This is a genomic window from Streptomyces sp. NPDC107538 (assembly GCF_055657445.1).
On the sequence record NZ_JBVKAY010000006.1, the window covers coordinates 621,726 to 642,744 of the forward strand.

Below are 21,019 nucleotides of genomic sequence, written 5' to 3' on the forward strand. Positions count from 1 at the left end.
GGTAGGTCAACTCGGCGAGAGGTACTGGCCAGCCGTCCTCGGCTGGGAGCGGTGGGGCGAGAGAGCGGCAAGGCAGCAGGGCAGATAGCTCGCCGCCTCTCACTGGCACTCACGTACCATCCCTGTCAGGCAGCAGCAGGGAGCATCGGGGACCAATCGCGCTGTCCCGCTGTCGAGGAGGGATCTCTTGGACTATCGGCATCTGTTCTCCGACGACGAGGTCAGGCAGGAATTCCTCGACCGGTTCGACGAGATCGCGGCGGGCGCGACCGGCCTCGGCGGGTTCGAGAGCGTGGACGCCGGGCTCACGGCCGACCGGGCTGCCGAGGCCGTGAATCGTATGTCCGAGGGCCTCTGGGTGCCGGACGGCTCCGGCCTGGAGGCGATCATCGAGCGTTTCACCCGGCCCGTGCACCTGGTACAGAAATCCACCTTCCAGCTGCCGCCGGACGGCCGCGCCACCAGTGCGAGCGTGACGGCCCGCGTCGAGCGTGCCCGTGGGCCGCTGGAGCAGGCGATCCCCAGCGTCGGCCGTATCGACCTGCGCAACCACGACCTGAAATGGGTCGGCACGGGCTGGATGGTGGGTCCCCGGCTGGTCGTGACGAACCGTCATGTCGCTGAGGAGTTCGCCCGGGATGCGCAGGCCGGGGCGGGCTCGGGTTCGGGGTTCGCCTTCAAGCAGTCCTGGACGGGCAAGGTCGTACGGCCCAGCCTGGACTGGTACCAGGAGTACCAGCAGCCGGAGGAGTCCCGCTTCCGGGTCACCGAGGTCGTGTGGATCGAACCGGACCACAGGTATGACGTGGCGCTACTGCGGATCGACGCGAGTGGTGAGGACGGCGAGAACCCGCCGCCGCCCATCGCGCTCGACACCTCCGGGGCGCGGGTGAGCGGTTGGATCGCGGTGATCGGCTACCCGGGGCACGACTCCCGCGCCGACCCGGCCGACCAGCAGCGGATCTTCGACGGCGTCTACAACTGCAAGCGGCTGGCCGCGGGACAGCTCACCGCGGTCGAAGGGCAGGACGTGGTCCACCACGACGCCACCACGCTGGGCGGCAACTCCGGCTCCGCCGTGATCGACCTGGACTCCGGCAAGGCGGTCGCCCTCCACTTCGGAGGCGCGGCGGGGCGCAGCAATGTGGCCGTGCATGCCGCTGCCGTGGCCCGGATCGTGCGCGCGCGTGGCCGCTGAGCACGCCACCCCGCCGGACAACGGGCCCGGCCCGGACGCCGCCGGTGACGCGGCGTACGCGGCCGGGCTGGAAGGCATCACCCGGGCCACCGCCGGACTGGTCGACCCGGCGGACCTCATCCGGGTCCTGCATGACATGACGGTCCGGGTCGCGCGCGTGGAGAGCGGCGGTCAGCCCGTGGGAACGGGCGTGCTGGTCGCGCCTGACATCCTGCTGACGGCTGGTCATGTGCTGGGGACGGCCCTGGAACCGGGGACGCTGCCGGACGGGCTGGAGGCGCGGTTCGACTTCCTCGCGCCATACGGCGACGGCCGAGCCGCACCCCATGAGCGGGGAATACGGGTGCGGTTGACGGAGCTGCTCGCCTGCAGTCCTCCCACCGCCGCCGAACGGAACGCCTCCCCGCTGTCCTGGGAGGCGCCACCGGACCACTTGGACTACGCCCTCCTGCGGGTCGGCTGTGGACCGGTGCCATACCTCCCCGCAGCCCTGTCCGCCGGTCCCGGCCGCCGCGGGCACTACCTGCTGGAACCGGACACCTACGACTTCCACCGCGCGAATCTGCTGTTCGTCGTTCACCACCCTCTCGGCGAGCCGACGCGTGTCTCGTACACGACCGCTCCGGCGGTGATCAACGACGAGGGCACGCGGATCCGCTACCAGAACGTGAACACCACGCCCGGGTCGTCCGGCGGCCCCGTCGTCGATCTCCGGGGCCGGCTCGTCGGCATCCACCACTACGCCGCAGGGGCGGTCAACCAGGGCGTTCCGGCATCCGCGATCGCCCGGTCCGTGGCGGGCGGCCCGCACGCCCGGATACTGGATCCGCATTCGCCTGCACCCTCTCGGCCGAGCGGTGCCGCACCTGCCGTCATGTTGAGTTGGGTGCCCCAGGACCGATCGTGGGCCGACCTCGTCCACGATGTCCTGGCCGCCTCGGGACATCAGGTGCTGATGGGCCCGTCCGCCGACCGGCCGGGGCATCGCACGGTACGGGAGCACGTGGACGGCGGCGGGAAGGTTCTCGCCCTCGTCAGTCCCGCCTATCTCGCGGACCCCGGCATGACGGAGGAGCGCGATCACATCGTCCACGACTTCGACCACGCGAGCGCCCCCAGTCGTCTGGTTCCCGTACTGGTCGAGGGCGAGGCATCGGGAAGCCTCGCCCTGTTGTCACCCGTGGACCTGCGTGGGATGCCCGACGCCCCCGGCACCGGGCACCAGGGGCGTGACCGCATACGGGAGGCATCCATGCGGCTCGCCTCCGCCCTCGGCGTCTCTCCGTCCGCTCCGGCCGGGCCGCCGACCCCCGCCTCCCGGGAGTCCGCCCTCGGCTTCCGGCCCGGCGACCCGTTGCCCCGGCTGCGGTTGCTCAGCGACCGTGCGCGGCACTCGGCGGGCATCGTCTCGGGAACCGTGTTCGCCGACGGCGAGGAGAGCCAGTTCGCGGCGGGCCTCTACGTCACCCGCGACCTGGAAGAGGAACTGCTGGAACGGCTGGACGCCGACACTCTCACCCCCCTCGTGGTGGTCGGGGAGGCTGGGTGCGGCAAGACCAGCATCCTGTGGAGCCTGGCCCGGCGCCGCTGCGGAACAGCCTCCGGGGAGGTGTTCTTCCTCAAGGCGACCTGGCTGGTCACCGGCCCGTCCGGAGGTGCCAGGGTCGACCCGGGCATGCTCGTCGAGGCGATCCGGCAGGCCCGCGTCGGCGGGCGGACCGTGACGGTCCTGATCGATACCGTCGACGTGCTGGTCAACAATGAGGACGACTGGGAACGGCTGGTCACTGTCGTGCACGCGGCGGGAGACGCGGGCGCCGCCGTTGTCATGACCTCCAGGGTGGCCGAGGCGGCCGAGCTGCCCCCGGAATGGCGTCGGCTGCCGCTGAGCGACTACGCCACCAACACTGCGGCCGGCCCGCATACCACCAGCGAGTTCGAACGCGCAGTACTGGCTCACAGCAGGTTTTTCACGAACGACCCCCAGCTGCGGGAAGACCTGATCAGCAGAATGCTGACGATCGTGGCCCGGAACATCTCCCTGCACCCGCTGTGCCTGCGTCCGCTGACCCTGCGCATGCTGTTCGAGGTCTACACGCCGGGTCAGGTCCCCGACGTGGTCGACACCACCGGCCTGTACGAGACGTACTGGGACCATCGGGTGACCCGCGACCGCCGTTCCTGGGACCCCGGCGGCAACCGCCCGGACCACGGCCGCGACCTTGGTGGTACGGCTGTGGCACTCGCGTTGGAGATGCTGCGGACTGGCCGCCCCGAGGCATGGGTCGAACGGGTCCGGCTGCCTGCTGGGCTCACTCCCGCCCGGCTGAAGGAGGAGGCGGGCCTCCTGGAGAAGCGCGGGGTCGGGCACTTCGCGAACGGCGTCTTTCAGTTCTTTCACCAGACCTTCTTCGAGTATGCAGCAAGCTACGCTCTGGTCCACGGCCGGGGTGCCGCCGGGCTCGGTGCACTCGTCGAGCGGCTCCAGGAAGCCGACGGCGAGGACTACTTTTTGCTCGCAGTGCTGGAGCAGGCGTGGCTGTGCGCGGACCGGACGCAGGACGCCGCGGACGCCGCGGCGGCGACGGTGGGGAAGCTGCTGAAGACCATCTCCGACGACCTCGACGGGGAGCGCACCACGGTCCGGTACGGGCTGCGCCGCACGGTGCTGTCGGTCTGCGCCCAGAGTTCCCTGCTGACCGAGGAGATGTTGACCGACCTGCTGCACATCCTTAACTCTCCGAGGCTGGCACTGCTGGCCCTGCGGCAGTTCCTGGAACTGCTGCCCACTCCGGGACGCGGGTTCGAGTCCCGGGACGCCGATTGCCTCAAGGCCGCCGCGGCTCGCGCGGACAACGCCTGGCTCGCCGTCCTGGAGGTGCTCGACCGGTTGTTGCCCCGCGATCCCGGGGAGGTCGTCAGCGCCGTCCGGACGACAGGGCTCCTGGAGCGTGCGACCGAGGGCGGCCACGAGCTGTCCACGCGGGTCGAGTTCGCCCGCTTCCTCGTCCGGCTCCTGCCAGCGCGGCCCGCGGATGCCTTCCCGCTCGTCAGGTCCGTGGTGCGGGCCGCTCTGGCAGCCGGCAACCACCAGTACGCGGCGGACGTCCTGTCGAGAATGGCCGCGTCGAGCGCCGCGCACGGAGCGCCGCGCCGGTGGGCCGACTGGGCAGACGAGCTGCTCGGTGACACGCGCGTGGTCTCCTCCGCACTGATTAAGGCGCATACCTCCGTCCAATTGCCGTATCTGCGCACGCTCACGTTTCCCGAGCTGGTCGACCAACTCACCGAGCTGGTCCCCCGGTTGTCGGCCGCCCCAGGCCCGACGACGGCCGACCGGTCGCTGTTCGGTGGCCTCCTCACTGCCGCCGCGGACGTGTGTCCGCCCACAGCAGATCCGGGGCCTCTGGTCGACCTCCTCGTCCGGGTCACCGGCGGGGAGCAGGTCGCCGACCTGTCCCGCGGATCCCTGGTTTGTCTCCTGGACTCCGACAGCCCCGTCGGTCGGGCCGTGCGCGACCTGGCCGTCGACTGGCTCGTCCAGGGCATGCCAATCGCTGACCGCTACGACCGCGAACTGGTGCATATCCGCGCCAAGGTCGCCCGGACGGCCTTGGAGCAGCTGGACCTGCCGGCGTACCGGGTCGCCGACGTGGCCGGGCGTGCGGCCTCTGCCTGGTCGCCCGAGGGTGACCCCGTCCAGGTCTGGCGTTCGGCGGGATGTCTGCTTGCGTTGCTGGTGCGGGGCGCGGTCGCCGGTGTCCCTGGGGCGGCTGCGGCACTCGGGGAGCTTCCGAGCGGGTTCGCCGTGACCGGGGCAGATGTCGCGGAATGGGTGGAGCCGTACAAGAGGCGCCCCGCGAACGCGGTTGAGGCCGGGGTGATGATGGATCTGCTGGTGCGCATCGGTGAACTCCGGCAGGCGAGGACGATGTTGGTGAACGGGGTAACGCTCGACGACGCCTCGCTCACCCGGCTCGCCCGCTCAGCCCTCGGCGCGCTGGGCGCCACGGTGCCAGCGATCCGCCCCAGTGCAATGAGCCACAAGGTCCGGAAGAGGCTGAGGGAGCTGGCCGAACTACTCGTCGTGCTGCGGCACAGGGGCACGATGCTGGATTTGCCCTGGATGGAGTTGGCGGGCTGGATCGACCGCGTTCCCGACCCGATAACTCTGGGCTGGATGATGGAACTCGTCGGAGCAGGGCTCGAACGGCATGAGTATCCTCCTGCGGATGCCCTGCGGCTGCTGCGCGCACAGTGCGGCGCGGACGGCACACTGGACGGTGGGAGCGAACTCGGCCGGAAGGCCCGCCTGTGGTGCGTGTGGTGGTACAGCGTCCACGGGGCGGCCTCGGACGTTCCCGAGGCGCTCCGGCTGGCCTTCCACGAACCCGTCGACGCGCTCACCATCATCAAGGTGAGCAACTTCGTCTTCCCGGACCGGCGCGACACCCCGCTCACCGAGGACGAGTGTGCCGACCTCCTGCTCGATGTCGGCCGTCGGCTGCGGGAGAGCCCGCTCGGCTCGGCGCGCCGCAAGGACGTCGCCCAGGCATGGCGGGCGGCGATGTGGTCGTTCGTCCCGGGGAGCGGAACGGACACCCAGCTGCGGATCGTCCGTGAACTTCCCCTCCTGGAGGACGCGTTCGCCGGGCACCTGCTTCAGTGCGTCCCGGTGAACCGTACGCCCGAGCTGCGCGCCGCGCTCAAAGACGTCGCGGCCCGGCCGGATCTCGGCGCCCGTCTCCAGCGCGCCATGCACCAGATTCTGGACCAGTACAAGCGGCACTCCTCGGAGGGCGGCTGGCCCGGCCTGTTCGCGGATCTGGCCCGCGCCGGAGACTGACGGCGTCGCCAGTGACGACGGCCAGCAACGCTTGTAGGCGGGTTTCGGCACCAGTACTCTCCTGCTGAACCTGGACGTCGACGACCAGGACCGCCTTTCATGAGCGGGTCTCGTGCAGTTGGGCCACTCCCGGGGCGGGGCGGGATCTTGGATGTCGTCGAGCAGTTCCCCAAAAGTGATCTCGTCCGTGGGGCCGTGGTCGAGGGCCTGGAGCAGGGCGGTCCCAGTCTTGGCCGCGCGTGCCTGGTCGACTCCGGTAAGGAACGACCCTGCGTCGTCACGCGTTCCCCGCATTTCCCAATATCCCAGCCTTCCGTCGCAAGCAGCGGACGCCTGCAGGGAGCGGGGCCAGTTCTGCGGCGACGAGACCCTCGCCACCACCATCCTCGATCGGTTCGACGAGATCGCCGCCAGTGCGGAGGGTCTGGGCGGGTTGGAGGGCATGGGCAGTGGCCTGCCGTCGACCGGGCCGCTGATGCCGTGCGCCAGATGGCCGAGGGCGTCTGGGTGCCCGGCGACTCCGGGATCGAGGCGATCATCGAACGTCACCCCCGGCCTGTTCACCTGGTGCAGAAGTCGACCCCGTACACCCCCGGACGGATTCAAACGGACCTCCCGCGACGGACACCGGTACGCGAACCGGCCGCCCCGGAGCCCGCCCGGGACGCGGCCCCGACCCAGCTGACCCTGCTCTGACCTCCGTCGGTCGGCGACCGCCGACCACCGGGGTCATCCGGGCGCTTCTCCCGCCCCGATCGGGTCAAGTCCGGGCAGAACGCGTTCTTCCGCCCCCGCGCTCCGGGACGATGCGACGAAGGCCGTGGCGTGCACGGCCCGAAATCCTCCGTCCTGGGAGGCCTGACGAATGAACAGACGCACAGCTGCTCTGTGCGGTGCCGCCGCCGTGTTGGCCGGAATGGTCACGGCGGTCCCGGCCGGCGCGAGCGGCGCCTCGGTCACCGCCCCGGTGGCCAAGCCCGCCTGGAAGAAGTGCGCCACCGCCGACTATCCGAAGCTCCAGTGCGCCACCCTGAAAGTGCCGCTGAACCACCTCGAACCGAGCGGCAGGAAGATCACCCTCGCTCTGTCCCGCGTCCCGCACACCGCGAAGACGTACCAGGGGCCCCTGTTGGTCAACCCGGGCGGCCCCGGCGGCCGGGGCCGCTCACTGGCCGGGTTCGTCGCGTCCTCGCTGCCGAAGAAGGTGGCGGCACAGTACGACGTGATCGGCTTCGACCCGCGCGGCGTCGGCGCCAGCAAGCCCGCGCTGAACTGCCGGCCGGGCCACTTCTCACCGGTGCGGGCCGACTCCCTGCCGGCCGGCCCGAAGATCGAGCAGGCCAACGTCAAGCGCGCCAAGGCCTTCGCCGCGGGCTGCGCCAAGAAGTACGCGGACGTGCTGCCGTTCATCGACACGGTCAGCACGGTCAAGGACATGGACGCCATCCGCGCAGCCCTCGGCGCGAAGAAGATCAACTACTTCGGGTACTCGTACGGCACCTATCTGGGCGCCGTGTACGCCAAGCTCTTCCCGAACCGGCTGCGGCGCGCGGTGCTGGACTCCGTGGTCGACCCCACGGGGGTCTGGTACGACACCAACCTCCGGCAGGACCTGGCGTTCAACGACCGCCACCGGGCGCTGATGGCCTGGATCGCCAAGCACGACAAGACGTACAGGCTGGGCACCGATCCGGAGAAGATCGAGGCCAAGTGGTACGCCATGCGGGCCGCTCTCGCCAGGAAGCCCGCGGACGGCAAGGTGGGCCCCTCCGAGCTGGAGGACACCTTCATGCCCGGCGGCTACTACAACGGCTACTGGCCCTACCTCGCCGAGGCGTTCGCCGCGTACACGAGGAAGAAGAACGACGATCCGCTGGTCGAGGCGTACGAGAACTTCGGCGCGGTCGACGCGGCGGGCGAGAACGGGTACAGCGTCTACACCTCGGTGCAGTGCCGTGACGCGCGCTGGCCGCGCGACTGGAACGAGTGGCGCGACGACAACTGGGCGGTGTACGAGAAGGCGCCCTTCATGACCTGGAACAACGCCTGGTACAATGCGCCCTGCGCGTTCTGGCCCACCGAGTCGCTGGAGCCCGTGGACGTCTCCAACACCGCGCTGCCGCCGGTCCTGATCTTCCAGGCGACGGACGACGCGGCCACCCCGTACGAGGGCGGAGTCATCGCCCACCAGCTGCTGCGGGGCTCCAGCCTGGTCGTCGAGCAGGGCGGCGGGAACCACGGCATCTCGCTGAGCGGCAACGCCTGTCTGGACAAGCACCTGTCGGCGTACCTGACCGACGGCAAGGTGCCGCGCGGCCAGGGCGAGACCGACGCCACCTGCAAGAAGCTCGCCGACCCCAAGCCCCTGAGCACCAAGGCCGCGTCCGCCTCGTCCCGAGGCTCGACGCTGCACGGCCTGCTGGGCTTCCGCGGCTGAGCACACCGAACCCAGCGGATACACCGAACACACCGAACACACCGGATTCGACCTGACGGCGGGGCCGGGGGCGCGAAATTCGCGGCCCCGGCCCCGCCGTCCCGTCTACCGTGCCGCCATGAGCGACGACCTCCCCCGCCTCCGCATCCGTGAGATGACCCCGGCCGACTGCCGCCCCGTGGCCGAGATCCGTGTGGGCGGCTGGCGGACCGCGTACGCCGGGCTCGTCCCGCAGGCCCACCTCGACGCCATGGACGTGGAGGAGGACGCCGAGATGCGCCGCGCGATGCTCGCGCGGCCCGACAGCCCCGTGGTCAACCTGATCGCCGAACGCGCCGGGGAGATCGTCGGCTGGGCGGCGTACGGCCCCTACCGCGACGGCGAACTCCGCACGGACGACGCCGAGTTGTACGCCCTCTACGTACGACCGGGCCACTTCGGCGGCGGCGTCGGCAGTGCGCTGCTGCAGTCCTGCGCCGAGAAGTGCGCGGCCGCCGGCCACGACCGCGTCCTGCTGTGGGTCCTCAAGGAGAACGCACGGGCCCGCCGCTTCTACGCACACCACGGCTTCGCGGCGGACGGCGCCGAGGAACCGTTCGAGGTGAACGGGGTCGCGGTGCCGGAGGTGCGGTACGGAAAGGAACTCGGCGCCTAGCGCTGCCGGGGGATCCGCGCCAGCGCCCGTACCGCCGCCTCCGCGAGCTTGGGGTGTGCGAGGGCCTCGTTCAGGACGGTCCTGGCGCGGGCGTCCTCCAGCGCCCCCAGCCCCTCCACGCACGCGAGCGCCACCCGGCGGTAGGGGTCGTGCGGCCTCAACCGGCGCTGGAGCGTGGTGATCAGCGCCGGGACGGACTCCGGGGCCCGGAGTTCGACGAGCAGACGTACGGGATGCAGGGCGTAGGCGACGCGCAGTTCGTTCGTCGCGAGGGCAGCCGCCGCGCGGGCGGTGCGCGGGTCGCCGAGCCGGGCCAGCGCGTACGCCGCGGAGGCGCAGCGCGGTGGATCACGGTGGTTGAGCAGGAGGACGAGGGACTCGAAGGCCCGCCGGTCCCCCGCGACGCCCAGGCGGAACGCGGCCAACTCCCGCGCCCAGAGCGGCTGCCCCGGTTCGGTCAGCACGCCCGCCAGCTCGTCCGTGGACTCGGTGGTGACGAGCCGCTCGTATCCCGCCGCGCCCCCCGACTCGCTCCGCACACGCTCCGTGAGTGATCGCAACTCCTCGTCCATGGCGTCGAGCGTACGGGCGCGTGGCGCTGTTGGGGGACCTACGTCACAAACACGGGGGCTGGCGCGCTCGTTACCCACCGGTTAAGCTCAGACGAGCGAGACACCCTCTCGTGTTCGCTCGCGACGGTTTGGTGACGCAGCCGTTGTGAGCACAGTCGGTTCGGTACCCGGAGTATTCGGTACCTGGAGCACCAGTACGGCTCGGCCTCGGGACAGGGCCGGTCGGTTCAGCCGTTCCCGCCGGGCGTGTGCACGCCCCTCGGTGACGGCACCGGGCGTGTGCGTTCATCAGCCCGGCAGCACCAACACCCGCACCCCACGCGCCGCTTGCGCGCTCTTCGCGCACCCCGCCGCGTTTCCCTCAGTCGTCACCTCATCTGGAGTCCCGCGATGGCCGCTCCCCTTTCCGACGCACCCCTGTCCCCGCAGTCCCCGTTCAGGACGATCGCCGTGGTCGGTCTCGGCACCATGGGCACCGGTATCGCCGAAGTGCTGACCCGGGCCGGCCGCGAGGTCGTCGGCATCGACATCAGCGAGGCCGCCGGCGCCCGTGCCGTCGCCGCGCTGGAGGCCGCGACCGAGCGTGCCGTGACCCGGGGGCGGATCACCGAGCGGGAGCGCGGCGATGTGCTCGCCCGCTTCCGCACCTTCACCGACCTCCAGGCGGCGGCCGACGCCGATCTGGTGATCGAGGTCGTCCCGGAGTCGTACGAGATCAAGCAGCAGGTCTTCCGTGGGCTGGACGCGATCGTGCGCCCGGAGGCGGTTCTCGCCACCGGCACCAACGCGCTGTCGGTGACCCGGCTGGCCGCCGAGTCGGCGCGGCCTGAGCGGGTGCTCGGGCTGCACTTCTTCAACCCGGCGCCCGCGATGAAGCTGGTCGAGGTGGTCTCCTCGGTGCTGACCGCGCCCCAGGCCGTCGCGGCCGTCACCGATCTCGCCCTCGACCTGGGCAAGGAGCCCGTCGCGGTCGGCGACCGGCCCGGATTCGTCGCCGACGGGCTGCTGTTCGGCTACCTCAACCAGGCCGCCGCGATGTACGAGGCCAAGTACGCCTCCCGCGAGGACATCGACGCGGCCATGCGGCTCGGCTGCGGGCTGCCGATGGGCCCGCTGGCGCTGCTGGACCTGATCGGCGTCGACACCGCGCGTACGGTCCTGGAGGCCATGTACGCGGCCTCGCACGACCGGCTGCACGCGCCGGCGCCCATTCTCAGGCAGCTCAGCGAGGCGGGTCTGACGGGCCGCAAGTCGGGGCGCGGCTTCTACTCCTACGAGGCCCCCGGCTCCGCGACCGTCGTGCGGGACGCGCTGACGCCGCTGGACGGGGTCGCCACGGTCGCCGGGCGTACCGTCCGCTCGGTGGGGGTCGCGGGCTCGGGGACCATGGCGTCCGGGATCGCCGAGGTGTTCGCGAAGGCCGGGTACGAGGTCGTGCTGGCCGCGCGCAGCGAGGAGAAGGCGCAGGCCGCGAAGGCCCGGATCGGCAAGTCGCTGGCCCGGTCCGTCGACAAGGGGCGGATGACGGTCGAGGCCGCCGCCGAGACGCTGGACCGGATCACCCCGGCGGGGTCGTACGACGCGTTCGCGGACGTCGATCTGGCGCTGGAGGCCGTGGCCGAGGACCTGGACGTCAAGCGGCAGTTGTTCGCGACCTTCGACAAGGTCTGCAAGCCGGGCGCGATCCTCGCCACCACCACCTCCTCGCTGCCCGTGGTCGCCTGCGCCCGCGCCACCTCGCGCCCGCAGGACGTGATCGGGATGCACTTCTTCAACCCGGCGCCGGCGATGAAGCTGGTCGAGGTGGTCCGCACGGTGCTGACCGCCGACGACGTGCACGCCACGGTCCGCGAGCTGTGCGCCAAGGTCCGCAAACACCCCGTGGACTGCGGCGACCGGGCCGGGTTCATCGTGAACGCGCTGCTGTTCCCGTACCTGAACAACGCGATCAAGATGGTCCAGGAGCACTACGCGACGCTGGACGACATCGACGCGGCCATGAAGCTGGGTGGCGGCTACCCGATGGGCCCGTTCGAACTGCTGGACGTGGTCGGTCTCGACGTCTCCCTGGCCATCGAGAAGGTCCTGCACCGCGAGTTCCGCGACCCGGGCCTGGCCCCGGCACCGCTCCTCGAGCACCTGGTGGCCGCGGGCTGCCTCGGCCGCAAGACGGGCCGCGGCTTCCGCGAATATGCCAAGCGCTGAGGGAGGCCGCGGGCACGGGGCCCGTGCGGCTGCGGGCCCGGCGGGAACTCCTGGCCTGGTGGGGGGTGCGGGCCCGGCGGGGGCTCCGGGCCCGGTGGGAGCCGCAGGCCCGGCAGGAGCTGCGGGCCCGGCGGAGATTCCGGGCCCGGCAGGAGCTGCGGGCCCGGCAGGAGCTGCGGGCGCTGCGGGGGCTGCGGGGGCTGCGGGCCCGGCAGGAGCTGCGGGCGCTGCGGGGGCTGCGGGGGCTGCGGGGGCTGCGGGGGCTGCGGGCCCGGCAGGAGCTGCGGGCGCTGCGGGGGCTGCGGGGGCTGCGGGGGCTGCGGGGGCTGCGGGGGCTGCGGGCCCGGCGGAGATTCCGGGCCCGGTAGGGGCAGCGGGCCCTGCGGGAGCCGCAGGCCCATCGGGAGCCGCAGGCCCGGCGGAGGCGGGCCTGACGGTCCGATCGGTGTCCGGTGACCCGGTGGCGGGGCCGCCCTCGGGGACCGGACCGGCGCCCCGCCCCGCAGCCCACCCCAGCCGCCTCGACCACCCCGCAGCCCACCCGAGCCGCCCCGACGACCCCGCAGCCCACCCCAGCCGCCCCGACGACCCCGCAGCCGGCGCCGGTCGGCCTGCCACGGAGCCGGCCCCGGCCGCGGCCGGCTCCACCCGCCTCGGTCGGCCGACCGCGGGCGCGCGCTGGGGTGGGCTGCTCGGTCCGGGGAGTCGGGCCTCGTCCGCCGGTTCCGCCGGGCCCGTGCCCGGCAGGGTCCCCGCCGGGTCGGCCCCTCCCCCGTCCGACCGGGGCGGGGAGACGGCAGGACACGCGCACTCTCCTGCACGGATGCAGTACGTTCGGGGCATGTCCCAGCCCGCCAAGTCCTCACGTACACCAGCTGCGCCCGACGCTCCGGAGAGCGCCGCGGGAAGCCGTGCCGCCGCCCAACGCCTCAAGATGCGGCGGGAACTGGCGGCCGCGGCCATGGAGCTGTTCTCGACCAAGGGGTACGAGGCGACCACCGTCGACGAGATCGCGGCGGCGGCCGGGGTCGCCCGCCGCACCTTCTTCCGCCACTTCCGCTCCAAGGAAGAGGCGATCTTCCCGGACCACGACGACACCCTGATCCGCGCCGAGGCGGTGCTCAACGCGGCACCCCCGCACGAGCACCCGCTCGACACGGTGTGCCGCGGCATCAAGGAAGTCATGAAGATGTACGCGGCCCGGCCGGAGATCTCGGTCGCCCGCTACAAGCTGACCCGTGAGGTCCCCACCCTCCGGGAGGCGGAGATCGCCTCCGTGGCCCGCTACGAACGCCTCTTCACCCGTTACCTGCTGGGCCACTTCGACGAGCACGCCCACCACGACGCCGGCAACGACGACCCGCTGCTCGCCGAGGTGGCCGCGTCGGCGGTCGTCACCGCGCACAACCACGTGCTGCGGCGGTGGCTCCGGTCCGGCGGGCAGGGCGATGTCGAGAGCCAGCTCGACCACGCCTTCGCCATCGTCCGCAGGACCTTCGGCACGGGCATCGGCGCGGGCCGCACCCTGGCGCCCGAACCGGCCGCCGCGACGGCCTCCACCCACGGCGAGGTCCTGGTGACCGTGGCCCGCACCGACGCCCCCCTCGACGAGGTCATGCGCACCATCGAAGAGGCACTCCGGGACCGCTGAACTCCCGGTCGAACCCGGGTCGAGTCCGGCTCGGGACCCGCTTGAAACCCTCTTCCACTCATTGGTAACTGTGATGACGGCCACCCTCCGGGGTGGCCGTTTTGGCACGTCAGAGGCCCTTTTCTCCCTCCACCTGATCGATCATCGCTCAGGTGTTACGTAAAGATTTCACCTGAGCGAATTTTCTGGCACTCGGTGCCTTGCGGGGTGACACGGCGTGCCATACGTTGAAGGAGTCCGGGCGGCCGGTGTGCAGAGATCTTCCGTACGCCGGCTGTCCCCGAGAACCACGGTTCACGCGCCCGGACGCCTGCGTCACAGGCACCCTTCCGCGCCACACACAGCGCCGCCGAAGCACCACCTCCGCCGAACCGACGGCATCACCACCCAGCTCAGCACCCGACGTAACCCTCAACAGCGTCTTCCCTCGGACGCTCGTCGCCGGAGGCACCACCGTGAAGGACATCCTGGACGCGATCCAGTCGCCGGACTCCGTGTCCGCCGACTTCGCCGCACTGCCGCTCCCCGAGTCGTACCGCGCGATCACCGTGCACAAGGACGAGACGGAGATGTTCGCGGGGCTCACCACCCGCGACAAGGACCCCCGCAAGTCGATCCACCTGGACGACGTGCCGCTCCCGGAACTCGGGCCGGGCGAGGCCCTGGTGGCCGTCATGGCCTCCTCGGTCAACTACAACTCCGTGTGGACCTCGATCTTCGAGCCGCTGTCCACCTTCGGGTTCCTGGAGCGCTACGGCCGCACCAACGAGCTGGCCAAGCGCCACGACCTGCCGTACCACATCATCGGCTCCGACCTCGCGGGCGTCGTCCTGCGCACCGGCCCCGGTGTCAACGTCTGGCGGCCCGGTGACGAGGTCGTCGCCCACTGTCTGTCGGTCGAGATGGAGTCGTCCGACGGGCACAACGACACGATGCTCGACCCCGAGCAGCGGATCTGGGGCTTCGAGACCAACTTCGGCGGTCTCGCCGAGATCGCGCTCGTCAAGTCCAACCAGCTGATGCCGAAGCCGGACCACCTCAGCTGGGAGGAGGCCGCCGCCCCGGGGCTGGTGAACTCCACCGCGTACCGGCAGCTGGTCTCCCGCAACGGCGCCGGGATGAAGCAGGGCGACAACGTCCTGATCTGGGGCGCCAGCGGCGGACTGGGCTCGTACGCCACGCAGTTCGCGCTGGCCGGTGGCGCCAACCCGATCTGTGTCGTCTCCAGCGACCAGAAGGCGGACATCTGCCGCTCGATGGGCGCCGAGGCGATCATCGACCGCAACGCCGAGGGCTACAAGTTCTGGAAGGACGAGCAGACCCAGGACCCGAAGGAGTGGAAGCGCTTCGGCAAGCGCATCCGCGAGCTGACCGGCGGCGAGGACATCGACATCGTCTTCGAGCACCCGGGCCGCGAGACCTTCGGCGCCAGCGTCTTCGTCACGCGCAAGGGCGGCACCATCACCACCTGCGCCTCCACCTCGGGCTACATGCACGAGTACGACAACCGCTACCTGTGGATGTCGCTGAAGCGGATCATCGGCTCCCACTTCGCGAACTACCGCGAGGCCTGGGAGGCCAACCGCCTGATCGCCAAGGGCAAGATCCACCCGACGCTGTCGAAGGTCTACTCCCTGGAGGAGACCGGGCAGGCCGCGTACGACGTGCACCGCAACCTCCACCAGGGCAAGGTCGGCGTCCTCGCGCTGGCCCCCGAGGAGGGTCTCGGCGTGCGCGACCACGAGAAGCGCGCCCAGCACATCGACGCCATCAACCGCTTCCGGAACATCTGAGGTCCACACATGAGTGAGCGTCAGCCCGCCGAAGGCAGGCAAGCCAAGGACCGGCCGTGGCTCATGCGGACGTACGCCGGTCACTCCACGGCCGAGGCGTCCAACGAGTTGTACCGGCGCAACCTCGCCAAGGGGCAGACGGGTCTGTCGGTCGCCTTCGACCTGCCGACCCAGACCGGCTACGACTCCGACCACATCCTCGCCCGCGGCGAGGTCGGCCGGGTCGGCGTCCCGGTGGCCCATCTCGGTGACATGCGCAGGCTGTTCCAGGACATCCCCCTGGAGCAGATGAACACCTCGATGACCATCAACGCCACCGCCATGTGGCTGCTGGCGCTCTACCAGGTCGTCGCCGAGGAGCAGGGCGCGGACATCACCCAGCTTCAGGGGACGACCCAGAACGACATCGTCAAGGAGTACCTGTCGCGGGGCACCCATGTGTTCCCGCCGGGGCCCTCCCTCCGGCTGACGACCGACATGATCGCGTACACGGTCTCCCACATCCCGAAGTGGAACCCGATCAACATCTGCAGCTACCACCTGCAGGAGGCCGGGGCCACACCGGTTCAGGAGATCGCGTACGCGATGTCCACGGCGATCGCGGTCCTCGACGCCGTGCGCGACTCCGGCCAGGTGCCCGAGGAGCGCATGGGCGATGTCGTCGCCCGTATCTCGTTCTTCGTGAACGCGGGCGTCCGCTTCGTCGAGGAGATGTGCAAGATGCGGGCGTTCGGCCGCATCTGGGACCGCATCACCCGTGAGCGGTACGGCATCGAGAACCCCAAGCAGCGGCGCTTCCGGTACGGCGTCCAGGTCAACTCCCTCGGGCTGACCGAGGCGCAGCCGGAGAACAACGTCCAGCGGATCGTGCTGGAGATGCTCGCTGTGACGCTCTCCAAGGACGCACGGGCCAGGGCGGTGCAGCTGCCGGCCTGGAACGAGGCGCTGGGTCTGCCGCGGCCGTGGGACCAGCAGTGGTCGCTGCGGATCCAGCAGGTGCTGGCGCACGAGAGCGATCTGCTGGAGTACGAGGACATCTTCGAGGGCTCGCACGTGATCGAGGCGAAGGTGACCGAGCTGGTCGAGGAGTCCTTCGCCGAGATCGAGCGGATCCAGGAGATGGGCGGCGCGATGGCGGCCGTCGAGTCCGGCTACCTCAAGTCGCAGCTGGTCTCCTCGCACGCCGAGCGCCGGGCCCGGATCGAGTCCGGCCAGGAGAAGATCGTCGGCGTCAACATCTACGAGTCGACGGAGCCCAACCCGCTGACCGCCGACCTCGACGCGGCGATCCAGACCGTCGACCCGGCGGTCGAGGACCGGGTCGTCAAGGCCCTGCGGAACTGGCGCGACACGCGCTACCAGCCGCCCTTCAACCACCCGCGCCCGTGCAAGGCGCTGGAGCGGCTGAAGGAGGCCGCGAAGGGCACGGGCAACCTCATGGAGGCCACCCTGGAGTGCGCCAGGGCCGGGGCCACGACCGGCGAGTGGGCCGGGGCTCTCCGTGAGGTGTTCGGCGAGTTCCGGGCACCGACCGGGGTCTCGTCGGCGCCGGTGGCCGTCTCCGCCGAGGAGGGTTCGGCCATGTCGGAGGTCCGCCGCAAGGTGGAGCTGACGGCGAAGGACCTGGACGTCGGCAAGCTCCGCTTCCTGGTCGGCAAGCCGGGCCTGGACGGGCACTCCAACGGGGCCGAGCAGATCGCCGTGCGGGCCCGGGACGCGGGCTTCGAGGTGGTCTACCAGGGCATCCGGCTCACCCCGGAGCAGATCGTGGACGCGGCCCTCGCCGAGGACGTGCACGCGGTCGGGCTCTCCATCCTCTCCGGCTCCCACGCCCAGCTGGTCCCGGACGTGCTGGACCGGCTGCGGGAGGCGGGCGCCCACGACATCCCGGTGATCGCCGGCGGGATCATCCCGAACGCGGACGCCGCGCAGCTCAGGGCCGCCGGAGTGGCCGCCGTGTTCACCCCGAAGGACTTCGACATCACCGGGATCATCGGCCGTATCGTCGACGAGATCCGCAAGGCCAACAAGCTCAGCCCCCTCATCAGCACGGAGGTCCCCGCATGACCAGCCCTGTTCCTCAGGTGAACCGCCTGCGCCCGCGGCGCTCCTGCCTCGCGGTGCCGGGAAGCAACCCCCGCTTCCTGGAGAAGGCCCAGGGCCTCCCCGCGGACCAGGTCTTCCTCGACCTGGAGGACGCCTGCGCCCCGCTCGCCAAGCCCGAGGCGCGGCACACCATCGTCAAGTTCCTCAACGAGGGCGACTGGACCGGCAAGACGCGGGTCGTGCGCGTCAACGACTGGACGACGGAGTGGACGTACCGCGATGTCGTGACCGTCGTCGAGGGCGCGGGCCAGAACCTCGACTGCATCATGCTGCCGAAGGTGCAGACGGCCCAGCAGGTCGTCGCCCTCGACCTCCTGCTGACCCAGATCGAGAAGACGATGGGCTTCGAGGTCGGCAAGATCGGCATCGAGGCGCAGATCGAGAACGCGCAGGGCCTGAACAACGTCAACGAGATCGCGACGGCCTCCCAGCGCGTGGAGACGATCATCTTCGGCCCGGCCGACTTCATGGCCTCGATCAACATGAAGTCGCTGGTCGTGGGCGAGCAGCCGCCCGGCTACCCGGCGGACGCCTACCACTACATCCTGATGAAGATCCTGATGGCGGCCCGCGCCAACAACCTCCAGGCGATCGACGGCCCCTACCTCCAGATCCGCAACGTCGAGGGCTACCGCGAGGTCGCGCAGCGCGCCGCCGCGCTCGGCTTCGACGGCAAGTGGGTGCTGCACCCGGGCCAGGTCGAGGCGTCCAACGAGATCTTCTCGCCCTCGCAGGAGGACTTCGACCACGCCGAGCTGATCCTGGACGCGTACGACTACTGCACCTCCGAGGCCGGCGGCAAGAAGGGCTCGGCGATGCTCGGCGACGAGATGATCGACGAGGCCAGCCGCAAGATGGCGCTGGTCATCTCCGGCAAGGGACGCGCGGCCGGTATGCAGCGCACCTCCAAGTTCGAGATCCCGGAGGGCTGAGCGCCATGCAGTTCGGACGCACCTACGAGGAGTTCGAGGTCGGGGCGGTGTACAAGCACTGGCCCGGGAAGACGGTCACGGAGTACGACGACCATCTCTTCTGTCTCCTCACCATGAACCACCACCCGCTCCACATGGACGTCAACTACGCCGAGAAGACGACGGACTTCGGCAAGAACGTGGTGGTCGGGAACTACATCTACTCGCTGCTGCTGGGCATGTCCGTGCCGGACGTCTCCGGCAAGGCGATCGCCAACCTGGAGATCGAGTCGCTGAAGCACGTGGCGCCGACCTTCCACGGCGACACCATCTACGGCCAGACGACCGTGCTCGACAAGTGGCCGTCGAAGTCGAAGAACGACCGCGGCATCGTGTACGTCGAGACCAAGGGCTACAAGCAGGACGGCACGCCGGTCTGTGTGTTCCGCCGCAAGGTCATGGTGCCCACCGAGACCTACATCAAGGAGCGCGGCGGCGAGCAGCCGGGCCGCCCCGAGCTCAGGGAGCAGGAGAAGTAGCCATGGCACGACTCGCCCAGACCCACGGTCTCACGGACGTCCAGCAGGAGATCCTGTCCACCGTCCGGGACTTCGTGGACAAGGAGATCATCCCGGTCGCGACCGAGCTGGAGCACCGGGACGAGTACCCGCAGCAGATTGTCGACGGGCTCAAGGAACTGGGCCTGTTCGGGCTGATGATCCCCGAGGAGTACGGCGGTCTGGGCGAGTCCCTGCTCACGTACGCGCTGTGCGTGGAGGAGATCGCCCGGGGCTGGATGTCCGTGTCCGGGATCATCAACACGCACTTCATCGTGGCGTACATGCTCAAGCAGCACGGCACGCAGGAGCAGAAGGACCACTTCCTGCCGAGGATGGCGGCCGGTGACGTCCGGGGCGCCTTCTCGATGTCGGAGCCGGGGCTCGGGTCCGATGTGTCGGCGATCACATCGAAGGCGGTCAAGGACGGCGACGAGTACGTCCTGAACGGTCAGAAGATGTGGCTGACGAACGGCGGAACGTCAACACTCGTCGCCGTACTCGTCCGAAGTGACGAAGGACACCCGGAGGGCACGGCCCCCCACAAGTCGATGACGACCTTCCTGGTCGAGAAGGAGCCCGGCTTCGGAGAGGTCCGCCCCGGCCTCACCATTCCCGGGAAGATCGACAAGATGGGCTACAAGGGGGTCGACACCACCGAGCTCATCATGGACGGACTGCGCATTCCGGCCAATCGTGTACTCGGCGGCACCACCGGCCGAGGGTTTTACCAAATGATGGACGGCGTCGAGGTCGGCCGGGTCAATGTGGCCGCACGTGGCTGCGGTGTCGCTCAGCGTGCTTTCGAACTCGGCGTCCAGTACGCCCAGCAGCGCCACACTTTCGGCAAGCAGATCGCCCAGCACCAGGCGATCCAGTTCAAGCTGGCCGAGATGGCTACCAAGGTCGAGGCCGCCCATGCGATGATGGTGAACGCAGCACGCAAAAAGGACTCGGGCCAACGAAACGACCTCGAAGCGGGGATGGCGAAGTACCTCGCCTCCGAATACTGCAAAGAAGTCGTCGAGGACGCTTTCCGGATCCACGGCGGTTACGGCTTCTCCAAGGAGTACGAGATCGAGCGTCTCTACCGTGAGGCGCCGATGCTGCTGATCGGTGAAGGTACCGCCGAAATCCAGAAAATGATCATCGGTCGTCGGCTGCTCGAAGAGTACCGATTCCAGGGCTAGGACAGGGCTGATACAGGACTGGTCCCGGGTCGGTTGTCTGTTTCGGGGTGTTTTCTTCGAGAAGAAGATCACACCCCGTCAGCACTCTTCGGTCGTCGACTCGGCTTCCTGGCTTGCCCAGTTGCGGTCCGCGACCGGTACGATCCCCGGAAAGCCGCCGTCCCCAGTCACCGCGCGGCATCATCCGCTACGAAGGTCATCCATGCCCCACAGCCAAACCTCTGCACCACGCGACAGCCTGGCCGGCGTACGGCTGGCGCGCGGAGCATCGCCGTGGCTTCTCCCGACCGTCGCCACCGCAGCACTCAGCCTCGCCCGCTCGCGCCGCTCCGGCGCGGCCCGGGCCGTGGCCGTACCCGCCACCGCGCTGGCGGCGGGCATGCTGTGGTTCTTCCGCGACCCCGAGCGTGAGATCGCCCAGGGCCGGGTCATCTCGCCCGCCGACGGAGTGGTGCAGAGCATCATGCCGTGGAAGGACGGCCGCACCCGCGTCGCGATCTTCATGAGCCCGCTCAACGTCCACGTCAACCGCGCGCCGCTCTCCGGCACGGTGACGTCCGTGGAGCACATCCCGGGTGGGTTCGTACCGGCGTTCAACAAGGAGAGCGAGAACAACGAGCGCGTCGTCTGGCACTTCGACACCGAGCTCGGTGACATCGAGATGATCCAGATCGCCGGCGCCGTGGCTCGCCGCATCGTTCCGTACATCCCCGAGGGCACCAAGGTGGAGCAGGGCGACCGGATCGGGCTGATCCGCTTCGGCTCGCGCGTCGACATCTACCTGCCCGAGGGTGTGGAGATCGACGTCGAGGTGGGCCAGAAGACCGTGGCTGGGGTGACTCGCATTGACCGTGATTGATCCGGAGACCCAACCCGGCCAGACGGCCGCGACGGGCTG

The 21,019-nt window shown here is 70.1% G+C and carries 15 protein-coding genes; 14 read left to right on the forward strand and 1 reads right to left on the reverse strand.

The features are described from left to right. Positions 1 to 187: 187 nt before the first annotated feature. The 5 genes from ACZ7MG_RS24370 to ACZ7MG_RS24390 all read left to right on the forward strand — a co-directional run bounded on the left by ACZ7MG_RS24370 (position 188) and on the right by ACZ7MG_RS24390 (position 9,136). Positions 188 to 1,198: a trypsin-like serine peptidase gene (locus ACZ7MG_RS24370; protein WP_471383395.1), complete on the forward strand. Its 1,011-nt coding sequence runs from the start codon at positions 188 to 190 to the stop codon at positions 1,196 to 1,198. Then, the gene (locus ACZ7MG_RS24375) at positions 1,188 to 6,044 is read left to right on the forward strand and encodes a trypsin-like peptidase domain-containing protein (protein ID WP_471383396.1); all 4,857 of its coding nucleotides are present in this window, start codon (positions 1,188 to 1,190) and stop codon (positions 6,042 to 6,044) included. Before ACZ7MG_RS24370 ends, ACZ7MG_RS24375 begins: the two co-directional genes overlap by 11 nt. 480 nt (positions 6,045 to 6,524) lie before the next feature. Further along, positions 6,525 to 6,740 carry a hypothetical protein gene (locus ACZ7MG_RS24380; RefSeq protein ID WP_471383399.1) on the forward strand — a complete coding sequence of 72 codons (216 nt, stop codon included), beginning with the start codon at positions 6,525 to 6,527 and terminating at the stop codon, positions 6,738 to 6,740. A gap of 169 nt (positions 6,741 to 6,909) precedes the next feature. Then, positions 6,910 to 8,481, forward strand: a complete 1,572-nt coding sequence (locus tag ACZ7MG_RS24385) for an alpha/beta hydrolase (protein ID WP_471383402.1) — start codon at positions 6,910 to 6,912, stop codon at positions 8,479 to 8,481. Positions 8,482 to 8,599: 118 nt separating this feature from the next. Beyond that, entirely contained in the window at positions 8,600 to 9,136 is a 537-nt protein-coding gene (locus tag ACZ7MG_RS24390; RefSeq protein ID WP_471383404.1) for a GNAT family N-acetyltransferase, read from the forward strand. On the opposite strand, the gene ACZ7MG_RS24395 is transcribed toward ACZ7MG_RS24390, so the two are convergent. After that, positions 9,133 to 9,708, reverse strand: a complete 576-nt coding sequence (locus tag ACZ7MG_RS24395) for an adenylosuccinate lyase (protein ID WP_471383406.1) — start codon at positions 9,706 to 9,708, stop codon at positions 9,133 to 9,135. The two genes, ACZ7MG_RS24390 and ACZ7MG_RS24395, sit on opposite strands and share 4 nt — an antisense overlap. Positions 9,709 to 10,098: 390 nt before the next feature. On the opposite strand from ACZ7MG_RS24395, the gene ACZ7MG_RS24400 reads away from it, so the two are divergent. The 9 genes from ACZ7MG_RS24400 (at position 10,099) to ACZ7MG_RS24440 (ending at position 20,980) form a co-directional block, all read left to right on the forward strand. Further along, entirely contained in the window at positions 10,099 to 11,913 is a 1,815-nt protein-coding gene (locus tag ACZ7MG_RS24400) for a 3-hydroxyacyl-CoA dehydrogenase family protein (protein WP_471383409.1), read from the forward strand. A gap of 23 nt (positions 11,914 to 11,936) precedes the next feature. Further along, entirely contained in the window at positions 11,937 to 12,281 is a 345-nt protein-coding gene (locus tag ACZ7MG_RS24405) for a hypothetical protein (protein WP_471383411.1), read from the forward strand. Between the two features lie 473 nt (positions 12,282 to 12,754). Continuing rightward, positions 12,755 to 13,564 (forward strand): TetR family transcriptional regulator, encoded by an 810-nt coding sequence (locus ACZ7MG_RS24410; RefSeq protein ID WP_471383413.1) that lies wholly within the window; start codon positions 12,755 to 12,757, stop codon positions 13,562 to 13,564. A gap of 455 nt (positions 13,565 to 14,019) precedes the next feature. Further along, positions 14,020 to 15,357 (forward strand): crotonyl-CoA carboxylase/reductase, encoded by a 1,338-nt coding sequence (gene ccrA, locus ACZ7MG_RS24415; protein ID WP_471383416.1) that lies wholly within the window; start codon positions 14,020 to 14,022, stop codon positions 15,355 to 15,357. Between the two features lie 9 nt (positions 15,358 to 15,366). Next, positions 15,367 to 17,424: a protein meaA gene (locus ACZ7MG_RS24420; RefSeq protein WP_471383418.1), complete on the forward strand. Its 2,058-nt coding sequence runs from the start codon at positions 15,367 to 15,369 to the stop codon at positions 17,422 to 17,424. After that, positions 17,421 to 18,395, forward strand: coding sequence for an HpcH/HpaI aldolase/citrate lyase family protein (locus ACZ7MG_RS24425; protein ID WP_471383422.1), 975 nt, complete (start codon positions 17,421 to 17,423; stop codon positions 18,393 to 18,395). Before ACZ7MG_RS24420 ends, ACZ7MG_RS24425 begins: the two co-directional genes overlap by 4 nt. Positions 18,396 to 18,400: 5 nt before the next feature. Beyond that, entirely contained in the window at positions 18,401 to 18,913 is a 513-nt protein-coding gene (locus ACZ7MG_RS24430; RefSeq protein ID WP_471383424.1) for a MaoC family dehydratase, read from the forward strand. A gap of 2 nt (positions 18,914 to 18,915) precedes the next feature. Beyond that, on the forward strand, positions 18,916 to 20,121 hold the full coding sequence (locus tag ACZ7MG_RS24435) for an acyl-CoA dehydrogenase family protein (RefSeq protein ID WP_471383427.1): 1,206 nt from the start codon (positions 18,916 to 18,918) through the stop codon (positions 20,119 to 20,121). Between the two features lie 202 nt (positions 20,122 to 20,323). Continuing rightward, positions 20,324 to 20,980: a phosphatidylserine decarboxylase gene (locus ACZ7MG_RS24440; protein ID WP_078531507.1), complete on the forward strand. Its 657-nt coding sequence runs from the start codon at positions 20,324 to 20,326 to the stop codon at positions 20,978 to 20,980. Positions 20,981 to 21,019: the final 39 nt, after the last annotated feature.